Genomic DNA, 14949 nt, shown 5'->3' with positions numbered 1-14949 from the left:
AGGCTCCGCACGCCATAATCCGGTCCGGCCACGGTGGCCGGACGACGGACGCCGTCGACGCACGACGGACAACGGACGACGGACGCCGTCGACGCACGACGGACTGCGGACAAAGGGGCGGGCATGGCAGTGGACCGACGGACCTTCCTGACCGGCGCACTGGCGGCGGGCGCGGGCGCCGCCGCACTCGGACTGGGCGCGGCCGCCCCGGCCGCCGCGCGGGGCCTCACCGCGAGAGGTGCCGCCGGCAGAACCCTCGGCACCCAGGACTGGATGGCGGGCCTCGGCGACTCGACCCCCCTCCAGCGCATGACCATCCCCGGCACCCACGACTCGGGCGCCCGCCAGGGCGGCCTCTACGTCGCCTGCCAGAACACCTCGATCGCCGAGCAGCTCGACTCCGGCATCCGCTTCCTCGACGTCCGCTGCCGGGTGACGGGCGGCTCGTTCGCCATCCACCACGCCGCGTTCTTCCAGAACCTGATGTTCGGGGACGTCCTCGTCGCCTGCGCCGCCTTCCTCGCCGCGCACCCCTCGGAGACCGTCCTGATGCGCGTGAAGCAGGAGTACTCCACCGAGAGCGACGCCACCTTCCGCGCCGTCTTCGACGACTACCTCGACCACCGCGGCTGGCGCCCGCTCTTCCGCATCGCCGACACCCTGCCCGCCCTGGGCCAGGCCCGCGGCAAGGTCGTCCTCCTCGCCGACAATGCCGGACTGCCGGGCCTGCGCTACGGCGACGGCAGCGTCTTCGACATCCAGGACGACTACAACACCGAGCCCTTCGCCAAGCGCGGCCGGATCGAGGACCAGTTCCGCAAGGCCGTCGCCCAGCCCGGCAAGCTCTTCGTGAACTACACCAGCACCGCCGCCTACATGCCCCCGCGCTGGAACTCCGACCGCCTCAACCCGCAGGTCCACGCCTTCGTCGACGGCGCCGAACTGTCCGGCCGGACGGGCCTCGGCATCGTCCCGATGGACTTCCCGAACACCCGCGCCGGCCTGGTCACCTCACTGATCCGGCACAACTGACGCGGCCGGCCCCGGTTCCGTCGTCGGGGGTGGGGTCGGGGCGCCCGGGATGCGGAGGGTGGCCTCCGTGCCGCCTGCGGCGTCGGGCGCCGGGCGCAGTTCGGCCGTGCCGCCCGAGCGGGCGGCCGTGCGGGCCACGATGGACAGGCCCAGCCCGCTGCCGGGCAGGGCGCGTGCGGACTCGGAGCGCCAGAACCGCTCGAAGACGTACGGGAGGTCCTCGGGCGGGATGCCCGGCCCGTGGTCCCGTACGGTCAGCTCGCCCGACCGCAGCGACACCTCGACCGCGCCGCCCGGCGGGCTGAACTTCACCGCGTTGTCCAGCAGGTTGACGACCGCCCGCTCCAGCGCGGCCGCCTCGCCCCGTACGTACCAGGGCTCCAGATCCGCCTCGAACCGCAGCTCGGGGCCGCGCAGCCGGGCCCGGGACAGGGCCGCACCCGCGATCTCGTGCAGGGCCACCACCCCGAGCGGGGCGTGCGGGGCGGTGTCCGGGCGGGACAGCTCCTGGAGGTCCCCGATCAGCGAGGCCAGTTCCGTCATCTGCGCCTTCACCGAGGCCAGCAGCTCGCGGCGGTCCTCGGCCGGGATGGCCCGGCCGGTCTTCTCGCTGCGCGCGAGGAGCTCGATGTTGGTGCGCAGCGAGGTGAGCGGGGTCCTCAGCTCGTGCCCGGCGTCCGCGATCAGCTGGGCCTGGCGCTCCTGGGAGGAGGCCAGGGCCGCGGTCATGGAGTTGAAGGACCGCGACAGGCGGGCGATCTCGTCGTCGCCCTCGTCGGGGATCCGGACGGTGAGGTCCTCGGTCCGGGCGATGTGCTCGACCACCCCCGTGAGCTCGTCCACCGGCCGCAGCCCGGTCCGCGCCACCCACAGCCCGGCCGCCCCCGCCCCGACCACGCCGACGCCGGAGACCAGCAGCAGCACCCAGGCCAGGGTGGAGAGGGGCTGTTCGACGTCGGCGAGGGGCTTGGCGATGGAGACCCCGAAGGAAGCGCCGGTGGTGAGCCGCTTGTTGATCGTGTAGACGCGCATCTTGGTGCCGTCGCCGGTCGTCGCGTCGTGCAGGCTCTTGCCGCTCAGGCCCGCCGCGACGGCCTTGTCGGCGGCGGAGACCGGCAGGTCGCTGCGTCCGCTCACCAGGCAGCGGGCACCGTCCGCGGTGACGATCTGCACGGTCGGGCCGAGCTCCTCGGCGATGTTCGGCGGACCGACGGCCGGGCGGGTCACGCAGCCCTCGCGCAGGGTCCGCACCACCTGTTCGTCGGGCTGCGTGGACAGCAGGGACTGGTTCAGCTGGTCGGTCAGCTGCGCCCGCACCATCACCCAGGACACCCCGGCCACCGCCGCCACCGCGACCGCCACCGCCACCGTCACCAGCAGCGCCAGCCGGGAGCGCAGCGGCAGGGCGCGGAATCTGGCGGCCGGACTCGTCATTCGGGCCCGCCCTCGCCGGCGCGCAGCACGTACCCGACCCCGCGCACGGTGTGCACCAGGCGCGGCTCGCCGCCCGCCTCGGTCTTGCGCCGCAGGTACATCACGTACACGTCGAGGGAGTTGGAGCTGGGCTCGAAGTCGAAGCCCCAGACCGTCTTGAGGATCTGCTCGCGGGTCAGGACCTGGCGCGGGTGCGCGAGGAACATCTCCAGCAGGGTGAACTCCGTACGGGTCAGCTCCACCTGCCGCCCGCCCCGGGTGACCTCACGGGTGGCGAGGTCCATGCGCAGGTCGCCGAAGGTCAGCACGTCCTCGGGCTGCGCCGGGCCGGCGGCGGGGGCGGCGTAGGAACTGCGGCGCAGCAGGGCGCGGACGCGGGCGAAGAGCTCGTCCAGCTCGAAGGGCTTGACGAGGTAGTCGTCGGCGCCCGCGTCGAGGCCGGTGACGCGGTCGCCGACGGTGTCGCGGGCGGTCAGCATCAGGATCGGGGTGACGGCGCCGGCCGCGCGCAGCCGGCGGGCCGCCGTCAGGCCGTCCATACGGGGCATCTGGATGTCGAGGACGATCAGCTCGGGGGCGTACGAGGCCGCCTGGTCGAGGGCGTCGATGCCGTCGACGGCGGTCCGTACGTCGTAGCCCTCGAAGGCGAGGCTGCGGCGCAGGGCCTCGCGCACCGCCGGTTCGTCGTCGACGACGAGGATCCGCTGCGGGTCGCCTTCGGCCGGATTCATGCTGGTCCCCCAGGGGTGGTCGTCGTCGGTGCGCGGGACGGGGCCGTCCGGTCCCAGGGTGTCAGAAGGCGGTGGAGCGGGCGGGTCCGGATTCAGAGCGAGATGCCGAACCCGTTGCCGCCGCCCCCGCCGCTCTGGTCCGAGCCGCCGCCGGAGCCGCTGCCGCCCTTGCGGAGGGAGGCGAGGTCCGCCTTGACGGTGTTGACGGGGATGGCGAAGCCGAGGCCGACGCTGCCGGCGCTGGAGCCGTCGCTGGAGGGGGAGAAGATCGCGGAGGGCATGCCGACGATCTCGCCGTTCATGTTGACGAGGGCGCCGCCGGAGTTGCCGGGGTTGAGGGAGGCGTCGGTCTGGATGGCCTTGTAGGAGGTGGTGTCCGAGCCGGTGCCGCCGTTGAACTGCTGCCCGTCGTACGAGAACGGCCAGCCGCCGCCGCCCTGCCGGCCGCGCTGCTGCTGTCGGTCCTCGGACTTGGGGACGTTCACCTCGCGGTCGAGCGCGGAGACGATGCCGCTGGTGACGGTGCCGGTGAGGCGGTCGGGGGAGCCGATGGCGACGACCTGGTCGCCGACCTTGAGGCCGTCGGAGTTCCCGAGCTTGGCGGGCTTGAGGCCTCCGGCGCCCTGGAGCTTGATCAGGGCGAGGTCCTTGTCGGGGTCGGTGCCGACGGTCTTCGCGGTGTACTTCTTGCCGTCGCTCATCGTCACCTGGATCTCGGTGGCGCCGCTGACGACGTGGTTGTTGGTGACGATCTCCCCGTCGGCGGTGATGACGATGCCGGAGCCGGTGCCCTGGCCGGAGCCGGTGCGGGTGTCGATGCGGACGACGGAGGGGCTGACCTGCTCGGCCACCCCGGAGACGGTGCCGTTGCTGGACTGCGAGACGTTGGTGCCGGTGAAGGCGTTGGTGCCGGTGCCGTTCTGCCCGAGGAACTGCTGGACGGCGGTGGCCGTCCCGCCGCCGACGACGGCGGCCGCGAGGGCCACGGCGGCGAGGAGCGCGACGGGGCGCTTGGCGCGGGGGGCGGGGGCCGGGGCGGCGGCGGGGGCGGCGCCCCACTGGTTCCAGCCGTTGCCGCCGTTGCCGCCGCCGTTGCCGTCGCCGCCGGTGGCTCCGCCGGGGACGGTCTCGCCCTGGATGACCGTCGCCGGGGGCTGGTGCGCTTCGTTCCACCCCGGGGCCGGGGCCGGGGCCGGGGCCGGGGCCGGGGCCGGGGGGTAGGCGGGCGGCGGCGGGTAGGCGGCGCCGCCCATCGTGTCGTGGGCCAGCCGGTCGCGCCCGCGCTGCCAGTCCTCGCCGAAGGGCGAGTGCGGGGCGGGGCGGTTCTCCTGCGGGTACTCGCCTTCGCGGCGGAAGCTGTCGGTCATGTCTCCGACTCTGTCCGCGGATCATGAAAGCTTTCTGAGTCCCGGCTGAGAAGCCCGACAGAACCATGTATGCCCGATATAAGGCCGGCCCCGCCCCCCGGCGAAAGGCCGGCCCCGTCCCTAGCGGCAGCCGCAGCTGCGGCGGATGACCAGGGCCGAGGGGAACTGCTTCAGGCGTTCCCGCCGCGACCCGGCCACCCGCAGGGCGTCGTCCAGGACGAGGTCCACCGCGGCGCGGGCCATCGCCGGGCGGTCCGAGGAGACCGTCGTCAGCGGCGGGTCCGTCAGCGCCGCCTCCTTCACGTCGTCGAAGCCGGCCACCGCCAGCTCCCCCGGCACGTCGATCCGCAGCTCCCGCGCGGCCCGCAGCACGCCGATGGCCTGGTCGTCCGTCGCGCAGAAGATCGCCGTCGGCCGGTCCGGGCGGGTCAGGACCTCCAGGGCGACCCGGTAGGCGTCGTAGCGGTTGTACGGGGCCTCGATGACCCGGCCCTCGACCGACCGCCCGGCCTCCAGCATGGCCCGCCGCCAGCCCTCGACGTGGTCGGCGACCGGGTCGCCGACCGACGGGGTGTTCTCGATGCCGCCGATGCAGGCCACGTACTCGTGCCCGTGCTCCAGGAGGTGCCGGGTGGCCAGCTGGGCGCCGCCGATGTCGTCCGTGACCACCGCCACGTCGTCGATCGCCTCGGGACGCTCGTGCAGCAGCACGATGCGCGCGTCCCAGGCCTCGATCTCCGACGCGGCGCGCTCGCTCATGCCCTGGCTGACCAGGATCAGCCCGGACACCCGCATCCCCAGGAACGCGCGCAGGTAGTGGACCTCGCGCTCGTCCCGATAGTCGGAGTTCCCGACGAGGACCATCTTCCCGCGCTCGGCCGCGGCCTGCTCGACCGCGTGCGCCATCTCCGCGAAGAACGGCTGGCGGGCATCCGGGACGATCATGCCTATGAGGTCGGTACGCCGCGACGCCATCGCCTGGGCGACCCGGTCCGGGCGGTAGCCCAGGTCCTTGATCGCGGCGAGGACACGCTCGCGCGTGGCCGGGGCGACCGGCCTGGGTCCGTTGTTGATGACGTAGCTCACGACGGCGGTAGACGTACCCGCAAGTCGTGCAACGTCATCCCGCGTCACCTTGGCCACGCGCGGAAGTCTACGCGGGGTGACCTACCTCTGGGCAGGGCGTCCTGGAGAGGGGATGGTCACAGGGCCTCCTCCTAATGGGGGACGGCCGCCGGCGTCTCGTCGGGAGCGTTCGCCGGGGCCTCGGCCGGAGCCTCGGCGGGAGCCTGCTTCCGCTCGGCCTTGGCGGCCGCCTCCGCCGCCCGCTCGGCCTTCTCCGGGGTGACGAAGCGGTAGCCGACGTTGCGGACCGTACCGATCAGCGACTCGTGCTCGGGGCCGAGCTTGGCGCGCAGCCGCCGGACGTGGACGTCCACCGTCCGGGTGCCGCCGAAGTAGTCGTAGCCCCAGACCTCCTGGAGGAGCTGGGCGCGGGTGAAGACCCGGCCGGGGTGCTGGGCGAGGTACTTCAGGAGCTCGAACTCCTTGAAGGTCAGGTCCAGGACCCGGCCCTTGAGCCTGGCGGAGTACGTCGCCTCGTCGACCGACAGGTCGCCGTTGCGGATCTCCATGGGGGAGTCGTCGGAGCCGAGCTGCTGGCGGCCCGTGGCCAGCCGCAGCCGGGCCTCGACCTCGGCCGGTCCGGCGGTGTCGAGGAGTACGTCGTCGATGCCCCAGTCGGCGGTGACGGCGGCGAGGCCGCCCTCGGTGACGACGAGGATCAGCGGGCAGCCGGGTCCCGTGGACCGCAGCAGCTGGCACAGCGACCGCACCTGCGGCAGGTCGCGGCGTCCGTCGACGAGGATCACGTCGGCCCCGGGGGTGTCCACCAGGGCCGGTCCTTCGGCCGGCGCCACCCGGACGTTGTGCAGCAGCAGTCCGAGTGCGGGCAGCACCTCCGCGGAGGGCTGCAGGGCATTGGTCAGCAACAGGAGGGAACTCATACCCGACCACCTGCCCGGGTCAGGTGGTCGTGCCCCTGTTTGCTTCGCTGGTCCATCACGTCGGTTCCTCCTCGGTCCCGTCGAGGACGTGCGTGGTACGGCTTCGTACGACTTGCCTGGCATGCCGTCCGGCCCCCGCGCCCTGGGGTCCGGATGGATACCACTGTTCTCGGTCCGTTCAACGTGCTGAAAGCACAAAAGGACCCGGGGGCTACGTTGCCCGGATCCTCTACGCCGTCAGAATAGCCCACCCGCCCTTTCGGGGCCGAGGGCTGCCATGCACCGCATTCTGTGGTTCGCGCCACGCCTTCCTCCTGCGTATGCCCTGGTTTCACCGGATCGGTGGACCCCCCGCGGGCCGCCCGGGCGCACGGACGGCGCGCGGAGGCACGCCGGGGTGACGAGCCGGAGGGGTCATCATGGAGGCCGACGGTGGAGATCCGACGGAGCCGAACACGATAGGAGCTGCAGTGGCAACCGGAACCATCCGCTACTGGGCGGCGGCCAAGGCCGCGGCCAAGACGGCGGAGGAGCCGTACTCGGCACGCACACTGGCCGAGGCGCTCGACGCAGTGCGGGAACGCCACCCGGGGGAGCTGACCCGGGTCCTGCAGCGCTGCTCCTTCCTCGTGAACGACGAACCCGTGGGCAAGCGCCCGCACGATGCCGTCCTGCTGACCGAGGGGGGCACCGTAGAGGTGCTCCCGCCGTTCGCGGGCGGGTGAACGGAAGCGATGAGCACTCCGAGCAGCCCCGGTACTCCTGAGGAGCAGCAGCGCCGGCAGCAGCAGGCCGCCGCCGCGCAGCAGGACCCGTACAGCACGCAGACCTGGCACGCCGACACCTGGGAGACCGGGTACCAGCCGGTGCAGCCGCCGCTCGGCTCGGTGCCGGGGCAGGCGGCCCCGCAGGGGCAGTCCGCGTGGCAGCCGCAGGCCGGCGCCGACGGCGGCGGTACGCCGTGGCCGGACGCCTCCGCCGGCGGGGGCGCCGCGTGGCAGCCGCAGCCGCAGGCGCAGCCGCACCAGGCCCCGGCCGCGCCGGAGGCGTGGTTCCGCGACGCGCAGCCCCAGGCGCAGCCTCCTGCGGCGCAGCCGACGGGCGGGGGCGTGGCGTGGCCGGACGCCTCGTCCGGCGGCGGGACGGCGTACCCGGTGGCGGGACAGGCCCAGGCCCAGCCGCAGCCGGCCGTGCCGGACTCCTGGTTCCGCGACCCCGAGCCGCAGGCGGCCTCCGCTGCGGAGACGGCGTACCTGCCGCCGGTGCGGCAGCCCGAGCCGCCGCAGCCGACGGGCGGGGGCCTGCCGTGGCCGGACCCCTCGTCCGCGGCCGAGACCGCGTACCTGCCGCCGGTACGGGAGTCCGCGGACGCCTCCGCGTACCCGTCGCCCTACCCGGGGCAGGCGCAGCCGGCGGTCCCGGACTCCTGGTTCCGCGACCCCGACCCGCAGGCGGCCTCCGCCGCCGAGACGGCGTACCTGCCGCCGGTGCGGGACCTGCAGCCCCCGGTGGACGCGGCGGCGGCCGAGACGGCGTACCTGCCGCCCGTGCGGGACCCGCACCCCTCCGCCGACGCGGCGGCCGAGACGGCGTACCTGCCGCCCGTGCGGGACCCGCACCCCTCCGCCGACGCGGCCGCCGAGACGGCGTACCTCCCGCCCGTGCGGGACGCGCAGCCCCCGGTGGACGTGGCGGCCGCCGAGACGGCGTACCTGCCGCCCGTGCGGGACCCGCAGGCCCCGGTGGACGTGGCGGCCGCCGAGACGGCCTACCTGCCGCCCGTGACCGGCGCACAGCCCCCGGCCGGTGTGGCCGCTGCCGAGACGGCGTACCTGCCTCCCGTGCGGGAAGACGGGCCCGCCGGCGGCGGGGCCGGGGCGGAGTGGTCGCCGCCGACGCTCGGGGGGAACACGCTGCGCGCCGTCGACCCCGCTCAGGCGCGGGCCGAGGGGCGGTCGCCGATCATCGATCCCGGGCCGCAGTCGGCCATACTGACCGCCGCCCTCGGGCTCCTGCTGGCCGGTGCCGCCGCCGTGGGCCAGTACGCCCTGCTGTTGCCGCTGATCGCCCTCCAGGGCCTCACCGCGGCCGGCTGGTTCCGGCTCAACGGCATGTGGCCGGCCCGCCAGGGCATCGCCCTCGCCTTCGCCGGAGCCCTCGTCGCCGACGGCGCGGTTCTCGCCGTCGACGGTACGTACGGCCCCGGCGCGATCATCGGCACCCTCGGGGTGTGGGTGCTGCTCACGCTGGTCCTCCAGCTGCGCAGCCACGCCGACCCCGACGAGCGGATGTACGGGCTGATGGCCTCGGTGGCCTCCGCCGCGCTGGCCATCGCCTGCACCGGGTTCCTCGCGGCCGGCTGGGCCGCGGTGAGCGCGGGGGCGGCCGCCGTGGCCGTCGCCGTGTTCGCGCGGGCCCTGCCGCTGCCGACCGTGCCCTCCGTGGGCGTCTCGCTGGCCGCCGCGGCCGGTGCGGGCATCGCGGTCGGCGGGCTGGTGGACTTGGGCGCGGGCGGCGCGCTGGTCGGCCTGGTGGCCGGGGCGTGCGCCCTGGCCGGGCTGCGCGTGGCGGCGTACGACTACCCGTCGAAGTTCGTGCACATGACGGCCGGTGTCGCGCTGCCGCTCGCGGTGGCGGCCCCCGCCGTCTACCTGATCGGCCGGGTGGTCGGCTGACGGAGCGGGGCGGGCCGGGGCGCCGGGGGAGACGGCGCTCACAGGCCCGCCCATGATCCCGCTCACGGCGTTCCGACCGCGATCATGGTCCACTGGAACGCACGTACTGATGAGTGGCTGGGGGAGGGCACGTGCGTTTCCTGCGTTTCGTGGTGATCGTCGTGGTGGTGCTGGGGGGCCTGTTCGTGGGGGCCGACCGGTGGGCGGTCGGCTACGCCGAGAACCGGCTGGCCGAGAAGATCCAGGCCCGCCAGGGCCTGGCGGGCAGCGCCGAGGTCGACATCCACGGTTTCCCGTTCCTCACCCAGGCCCTCAGCCACGAGCTGGAGCAGGTCGACCTCAAGCTGAAGGGCGTCGACGCCTCCGCCGACGGCCGCAAGACGCGGCTCTCGCAGCTGGACGCCAGCTTCCACGACGTGAAGCTGAACGGGGACTACACCGGCGGGTCCGCCAAGCGTGCCGAGGGCACCGCGCTGATCTCCTACGAGGACCTCACCAAGGCCTCCCAGACGGGCGCGACGCTGACCTACGGCGGCCAGCCCGGCAAGCTGAAGGTCACCGCGACGGTGGAGATCCTGGGCCGCTCGATCACCCGCAGCGTGATCTCCACCGTCGAGCTGGTCGACGGGAAGGGGGGCTCGGGCGGCAAGACCGTCCGGGTGCACGCGGACTCCGTTCCGGGCGAGGGCATACCGGGGATCGAGAGCGCGATCCGCAGGCGGACGGACTTCGACCGCCGCATCGACGACGGCCTCCCGGCCGGTCTCAAGCTCACCGCGCTGACCTCGGACGAGGCGGGCGTCCACCTCACGCTGACGGGCACGGACGTGAGCCTGGCCGGATCGTGAGACGGCGCGGTCCGATCCGCAGGCGGACGGGCCGCAGGAGCAGCCCCGGAAGGCCCTGAGGAGGCCTCCCGGGGCTTTCTCGTCCCGGTATTCGGACGATCCCGTCTCGCCATATGACACGCCGGTGACAGGGCGGCCGGTTCGTCCCTACGATCCTTGCCATGAAGCATCAGCAGGCGGACCTCACGAAGCGGCGGGCAGTAGACCTGTGTCGCGTCGCCGCCATGCTCTGTCGCTCCATGTGAGGCGTGAGCCTTCCCGCTCCGCCGGCCGGACCGACGGCCCTTCATCCGCGTGACCGCACCGCATCCGCCTCCCGCCCCGACGCCTCCCCGCGCAGGGCCGAAGAGCGCCGACCGACAGCGGCCGCGCACAGCAACGCCAGCCCCACCGCAGCACCAGCACAGCCCCGCCGCACACTGCCCCGGAGGAGATCACCATGAGCCGCAGCGACGTCCTCGTAGACGCCGACTGGGTCGAGGCCCACCTGAACGACGCCAACGTCGTGATCGTCGAGGTGGACGAGGACACGTCCGCCTACGACAAGAACCACATCAAGAACGCCGTCCGGATCGACTGGAAGCAGGACCTCCAGGACCCGGTCCGCCGCGACTTCGTGGACCAGGAGGGCTTCGAGAAGCTCCTCTCCGCCAAGGGCATCTCCAACGACGACACCGTCGTCCTCTACGGCGGCAACAACAACTGGTTCGCGTCCTACGCCTACTGGTACTTCAAGCTCTACGGCCACCAGGACGTCAAGCTCCTCGACGGCGGCCGCAAGAAGTGGGAGCTCGACTCCCGCGACCTGGTGGACGGCAAGGACGTCCCGAACCGCCCGGCCACCGAGTACAAGGCCAAGGCCCAGGACACCTCCATCCGCGCCTTCCGTGACGACGTCGTCGCCGCGATCGGCTCCCTGAACCTGGTCGACGTCCGCTCGCCCGACGAGTTCTCGGGCAAGCTGCTCGCCCCGGCGCACCTCCCGCAGGAGCAGTCGCAGCGCCCCGGCCACGTGCCGAGCGCCCGCAACATCCCGTGGTCGAAGAACGCCAACGACGACGGCACCTTCAAGTCCGACGAGGAGCTGACCGCCCTCTACGAGGCCGAGCAGGTCGACCTCGCGAAGGACACCATCGCCTACTGCCGCATCGGTGAGCGCTCCGCGCTCACGTGGTTCGTGCTGCACGAGCTCCTGGGCCAGGAGAACGTCAAGAACTACGACGGCTCCTGGACCGAGTACGGCTCGCTCGTCGGCGTGCCGATCGAGCTCGGCGCCAACAAGTAATCCCGGCGGCCGGGCACGCGACGCCCGCCCCTCGTAGCAGCGGAACCTCTCTAGGACAGGACAGAGAACATGTGTGGAGCACAGATCGGCGGGCCCGACCTCGCGACCCTCAAGCCGGGTGAGACCGCGATCCAGGGCCAGGTGACCAAGGACGGCGAGCCCGTCAGCGGCTACGTGCGGCTGCTGGACTCGACCGGCGAGTTCACCGCCGAGGTCCCGACCTCCGCGACCGGCCAGTTCCGCTTCTACGCGGCCGAGGGCTCGTGGACGCTCCGGGCGCTGGTGCCCGGCGGCCAGGCCGACCGCGCCGTCGTGGTCGTCGAGGCCGGCGGCGTGACGGACGTCGCCATCGCGGTCTGACGCGACATCGCGGTCTGACGCGACCGCACCGCAGTACCGGCCGGAGGGCCGCACCCCAGGGGGTTGGACGCCACTGGAACGGGGTGCGGCCCTTCGTGCCGTCCGCACCCTTGTGCGGGGAGGGCCCGGCCCTACGCTGGAGGTATGTACGCCCGGCGTCGGCGCGCCTACTTCCTGCTCATGGGCGGATGCCTGTTCCTGTTCGTCTCCGCCTGGTCCTTCGTACGCCTCTTCTCGGTCCCGGCGGCGGTCGCGCTGTGCGTGGTCGCGATGGTCATCCCGCCGGTGGCGGCGATGGTCGCGAACCGGCGCGGGCCGGACGACCGCTGGTGGGACGACCCGTCGGGGGATCCGAAGTCCGACGAGTGGTGGGACGAACTGGACGGAAAGCGGCGCCCGCCCGAGGATTGAACGCGTTCGAGATAAAAGCGTAATAAGGATGCGTACAACGGCCTTTCCCCGCAGGGTGTCTTGGATGTGCGCGGGCGAACGCTCCCGCGCCTCCAGGTCTGTGGGGGGACCCCTTTGGAACACGAACAGCCGCCGCCGCGCGCCCAGCGCCGCCGTGGCCGCACCACCGCCCTGATCGCCGCCGCTCTCGTCCTCGGCGCCCTCGCCGGCACGGTCACCGGCTACGCGATCCAGTACGACCGCGAGCCCACGCCCCTGCCGCCACTGGCCCAGCAGAAGCTGGACCCGCCGAAGGCGCAGGCGCCGAACGACGCCACGACCATCAAGTCGATCAACGCCAACCGCTGGCACAAGACGGACGACGACCTCACGAAGCTGCTGATCGAAGCGCCGGCCGGGGCGAAGAGCGACGGCAACGGCTACGACAGCCTCGACTCGTACGCGACGGGCTTCGACGCGCCCGGCGGCGCCTTCCGCAACCTGGTCGAGCGTGGGCTCCGGCGCGTCGTGAGGACCTCCTGGGAGCAGGGAGACATCCACGTCGAAGTCCATCTGCTCCAGTTCAGGGACTTCAAGGGCGCGGACGAGTACCGGGGCGGACAGTCCGGCTACCTGTACAAGGAGAAGTACGCGGGCAACGGCGGAGCCGACATCCCGGGAGTCCCGACCGAGTCGGGCCACCTCTGGGTGTACGCCAAGACCGAGGAGAAGCCCGGCTACTACCCGCTCCGCCAGGCGAGGGCGGTCGCCCGCCGGGGCGACATCGTCATGCACGTCTTCTACTACGACAAGCGTGGACGCGACATCGCGGAGAGCGACGTCGCCGAGGTGGCGAAGCGCCAGTGGGAGCGACTGTGACCGAGCCGCAGAAGGACATCGAATCCGGCGCGCAGGCGCCCGTCACCCAGCCGGCGGAATCCGCGGCGCCCGAGGCCGTAGCGCAGGAGCCCGCGGCGCCCGACGCCGTGGTGCCGGAGCCCGTGGCGCCCGAGGACCCGGCGCCGGAGCCCGCCGCTCGGACGGGCGGGCGCCGCAAGACCGTCGCCCTCGCGGCGGCGGCCGTCGCGACGGCCGCCCTCGTGGGCGCCGGGTTCTGGGCCTCGTCCGCCGTCGCAGGCGCCGACCGGAGCGCGCCCACGGCCTACTGGGTCCCCGACGGGGCGTCGCTGCCGGACCGCCCGGTGCCGGGCCAGGTCCCCGGGAACGCCCTCTCGTCGAAGCTCATCCCGGCCCCGCCGGGTTACCGGCCCGGCCCCGACCTCGCCTCCGACGGCAACGACTATGCCGTCTCGGGGGAGCGCGCGCTGGAAGGCTTCAAGGAGGCCCGCACGGGCCTGTCGGCCTCGGAGCGCAAGAAGCGCGACGACATGCTCGCCCAGCTCAAGCTGAAGGGCGTCGCCGGCCGTACCTTCGCGAAGGACACCGGGACGCTGGTCGTGGAGGTCCAGCTGATGCAGGCCGACCCCAAGGCCCTGGACTCCTTCTCGCAGGTCTCCGGGAAGCTCCTCGAATTCGCCGGCGACGGCCGTGAGGCCCCCAAGGTCGACGGGTACCCCGACGCCCGGTGCGCGCTCGCGGCCGTCGCCGACGAAGAGAAGGACAAGAAGGACAAGAAGGACGAGGGGATCGACTCCCTCTCCTGCGTCGCCGTCCAGGGCGACGTGATGGTCGAATTCCAGGCCTACGGCCCCAAGAACGTCTTCTCGGGCTCCGACGCCGCCGCGATCTTCAAGAACCAGCTGAACCACCTGAAGTCCCCCGGGGAGTCCGTGTGACCGAGCAGACCACCGGCGCCCCGGAGGCCCCCGGGGAGCCCGCCGTCGAAGCCGCCGAAGCCGTCGGGGCGTCCGGGCCCCCCGTCCCGCCCGCCCCCAAGGACCGCCGCAGGCTGCGTGCCGTCCTGCGCTGGACCGCCGCCATCCTCGTCTTCGGCGCCGCCGGAGCGGGGACCGCGTACGGGATCACCCGGCCCGCGCGCACCGAGGTCCCCGGCCTGTCCACCAAGGACGACGGCCGCTGGGCCTACCCCGTCCTGGCCCGGCCCACCCCGCCCCCGGGCGCGCCGCTGCCCTTCGCCCCGGACAACCCGGACGGCATCCACTACGCCGACCTGACCCAGCTCCTGCTCCCCGCCCCGCAGGGCTCCGCCCCGGACGCCGGGCTGAAGCTGGAGAAGGACTCGGCCGTCACCGTGGACACCTTCCTGGCGGAATACGAGCCGTCGGCCCGCGACAAGCTGCGGCAGCAGTTCGACCTCGACGGCCTGCGCCAGATCGCGGCCCGCGGCTGGACCACCCCCGACGGCACCCGTACCCGTATCTACCTGCTGCGCTTCCACGCCTCGGGGTTCGCGGACAGGTTCAAGGGCTGCGGTTTCGGGATGGAGCTGAACGGGGTCAAGGGCATCGACTCGGACGAGGTCTGGGGCAAGGCCAAGGCCGCCCAGGTCTCCCCGGCCCTCGAAGGCGTCAAGGTCCTGGCCGAGACGGTCCCCTTCGGAGACGAGCAGACCCGCGTCGGGTGCGTCCCGTCGGGCGACGTCCAGGCCCTGATCCTCCAGAACCGCAAGGGCGGGGCCGCCGCCGTGCCGCTCCACCAGGCGGTGATCCTCCAGGACCAGCTGCTCCACTGACCGGTCCACCCGGGCAGGGGCCGGTTCGGCCTACCTCACACCGTGCGCCGGTCCCCGGGCCAGTAGGCTTGGGGACCGGCCCCGTCCACCCGCACCGAATCCTCCGAGGAGCACCCCGTGCTTGAGGCAGTCTTCACCTCCCTGCTGGTCCTGGTCTGCGTCGGCGTC

Annotated in this window: 16 protein-coding genes; 11 read left to right on the top strand and 5 right to left on the bottom strand. The window is 73.2% G+C overall.

Going from position 1 to position 14949, the window contains the following annotated elements:
* The first annotated feature begins 123 nt into the window (after positions 1-123).
* Positions 124-1032, top strand: coding sequence for a phosphatidylinositol-specific phospholipase C (locus tag ABT403_RS22565; RefSeq protein WP_344162526.1), 909 nt, complete (start codon positions 124-126; stop codon positions 1030-1032).
* Here ABT403_RS22565 and ABT403_RS22560 read toward each other — a convergent pair.
* The 5 genes from ABT403_RS22560 to ABT403_RS22540 all read right to left on the bottom strand — a co-directional run bounded on the left by ABT403_RS22560 (position 1012) and on the right by ABT403_RS22540 (position 6570).
* Positions 1012-2466 (bottom strand): sensor histidine kinase, encoded by a 1455-nt coding sequence (locus ABT403_RS22560; protein ID WP_344162528.1) that lies wholly within the window; start codon positions 2464-2466, stop codon positions 1012-1014. The genes ABT403_RS22565 and ABT403_RS22560 overlap by 21 nt on opposite strands.
* Positions 2463-3197 carry a response regulator transcription factor gene (locus tag ABT403_RS22555; RefSeq protein ID WP_344162531.1) on the bottom strand — a complete coding sequence of 245 codons (735 nt, stop codon included), beginning with the start codon at positions 3195-3197 and terminating at the stop codon, positions 2463-2465. Before ABT403_RS22555 ends, ABT403_RS22560 begins: the two co-directional genes overlap by 4 nt.
* A 92-nt stretch (positions 3198-3289) precedes the next feature.
* Positions 3290-4564 carry a S1C family serine protease gene (locus ABT403_RS22550; RefSeq protein ID WP_344162534.1) on the bottom strand — a complete coding sequence of 425 codons (1275 nt, stop codon included), beginning with the start codon at positions 4562-4564 and terminating at the stop codon, positions 3290-3292.
* 120 nt (positions 4565-4684) lie between these two features.
* Positions 4685-5707, bottom strand: a complete 1023-nt coding sequence (locus tag ABT403_RS22545; RefSeq protein WP_344162537.1) for a LacI family DNA-binding transcriptional regulator — start codon at positions 5705-5707, stop codon at positions 4685-4687.
* Positions 5708-5781: 74 nt separating this feature from the next.
* A complete protein-coding gene (locus ABT403_RS22540) occupies positions 5782-6570 on the bottom strand; it encodes a response regulator transcription factor (RefSeq protein ID WP_344162540.1) in 789 nt (262 codons plus the stop codon).
* 470 nt (positions 6571-7040) lie between these two features.
* On the opposite strand from ABT403_RS22540, the gene ABT403_RS22535 reads away from it, so the two are divergent.
* From ABT403_RS22535 to ABT403_RS22490, 10 genes are all read left to right on the top strand, one after another.
* Positions 7041-7295: a MoaD/ThiS family protein gene (locus ABT403_RS22535; RefSeq protein ID WP_344162543.1), complete on the top strand. Its 255-nt coding sequence runs from the start codon at positions 7041-7043 to the stop codon at positions 7293-7295.
* Between the two features lie 783 nt (positions 7296-8078).
* Positions 8079-9245, top strand: a complete 1167-nt coding sequence (locus tag ABT403_RS22530) for a hypothetical protein (RefSeq protein WP_502966013.1) — start codon at positions 8079-8081, stop codon at positions 9243-9245.
* Between the two features lie 131 nt (positions 9246-9376).
* Complete coding sequence (locus ABT403_RS22525) at positions 9377-10093, top strand: LmeA family phospholipid-binding protein (RefSeq protein WP_344162546.1); 717 nt, start codon at positions 9377-9379, stop codon at positions 10091-10093.
* A gap of 161 nt (positions 10094-10254) precedes the next feature.
* On the top strand, positions 10255-10338 hold the full coding sequence (locus ABT403_RS22520) for a putative leader peptide (RefSeq protein WP_350206375.1): 84 nt from the start codon (positions 10255-10257) through the stop codon (positions 10336-10338).
* 194 nt (positions 10339-10532) lie between these two features.
* Positions 10533-11378, top strand: coding sequence for a sulfurtransferase (locus tag ABT403_RS22515; RefSeq protein WP_344162549.1), 846 nt, complete (start codon positions 10533-10535; stop codon positions 11376-11378).
* Positions 11379-11447: 69 nt separating this feature from the next.
* Positions 11448-11738: a DUF1416 domain-containing protein gene (locus ABT403_RS22510; protein ID WP_344162552.1), complete on the top strand. Its 291-nt coding sequence runs from the start codon at positions 11448-11450 to the stop codon at positions 11736-11738.
* Between the two features lie 144 nt (positions 11739-11882).
* Positions 11883-12149: a DUF3099 domain-containing protein gene (locus ABT403_RS22505; protein WP_042813060.1), complete on the top strand. Its 267-nt coding sequence runs from the start codon at positions 11883-11885 to the stop codon at positions 12147-12149.
* 114 nt (positions 12150-12263) lie between these two features.
* Complete coding sequence (locus tag ABT403_RS22500) at positions 12264-13007, top strand: hypothetical protein (protein ID WP_344162559.1); 744 nt, start codon at positions 12264-12266, stop codon at positions 13005-13007.
* Positions 13004-13924, top strand: coding sequence for a hypothetical protein (locus ABT403_RS22495; RefSeq protein ID WP_344162562.1), 921 nt, complete (start codon positions 13004-13006; stop codon positions 13922-13924). The genes ABT403_RS22500 and ABT403_RS22495 overlap by 4 nt, the downstream gene beginning before the upstream one ends.
* On the top strand, positions 13921-14781 hold the full coding sequence (locus ABT403_RS22490; protein WP_344162565.1) for a hypothetical protein: 861 nt from the start codon (positions 13921-13923) through the stop codon (positions 14779-14781). The genes ABT403_RS22495 and ABT403_RS22490 overlap by 4 nt, the downstream gene beginning before the upstream one ends.
* The last annotated feature ends 168 nt before the right edge of the window (positions 14782-14949 follow it).

The sequence above is a fragment of the Streptomyces sp. NPDC000075 genome, from assembly GCF_040301925.1.
Classification (GTDB): Bacteria; Actinomycetota; Actinomycetes; order Streptomycetales; family Streptomycetaceae; genus Streptomyces; species Streptomyces polychromogenes.
The sequence above is the reverse complement of the archived record's forward strand: the minus strand, read 5'-3'. Positions and strand labels throughout refer to the sequence as shown.

Coding starts and splice junctions, on each gene's coding strand:
- ABT403_RS22555 (WP_344162531.1), bottom strand. CDS start 3,197: ATGAATCCGGCCGAAGGCGACCCGCAGCGGATCCTCGTCGTCGACGAC.
- ABT403_RS22540 (WP_344162540.1), bottom strand. CDS start 6,570: ATGAGTTCCCTCCTGTTGCTGACCAATGCCCTGCAGCCCTCCGCGGAG.
- ABT403_RS22550 (WP_344162534.1), bottom strand. CDS start 4,564: ATGACCGACAGCTTCCGCCGCGAAGGCGAGTACCCGCAGGAGAACCGC.
- ABT403_RS22565 (WP_344162526.1), top strand. CDS start 124: ATGGCAGTGGACCGACGGACCTTCCTGACCGGCGCACTGGCGGCGGGC.
- ABT403_RS22505 (WP_042813060.1), top strand. CDS start 11,883: ATGTACGCCCGGCGTCGGCGCGCCTACTTCCTGCTCATGGGCGGATGC.
- ABT403_RS22515 (WP_344162549.1), top strand. CDS start 10,533: ATGAGCCGCAGCGACGTCCTCGTAGACGCCGACTGGGTCGAGGCCCAC.
- ABT403_RS22560 (WP_344162528.1), bottom strand. CDS start 2,466: ATGACGAGTCCGGCCGCCAGATTCCGCGCCCTGCCGCTGCGCTCCCGG.
- ABT403_RS22510 (WP_344162552.1), top strand. CDS start 11,448: ATGTGTGGAGCACAGATCGGCGGGCCCGACCTCGCGACCCTCAAGCCG.
- ABT403_RS22520 (WP_350206375.1), top strand. CDS start 10,255: ATGAAGCATCAGCAGGCGGACCTCACGAAGCGGCGGGCAGTAGACCTG.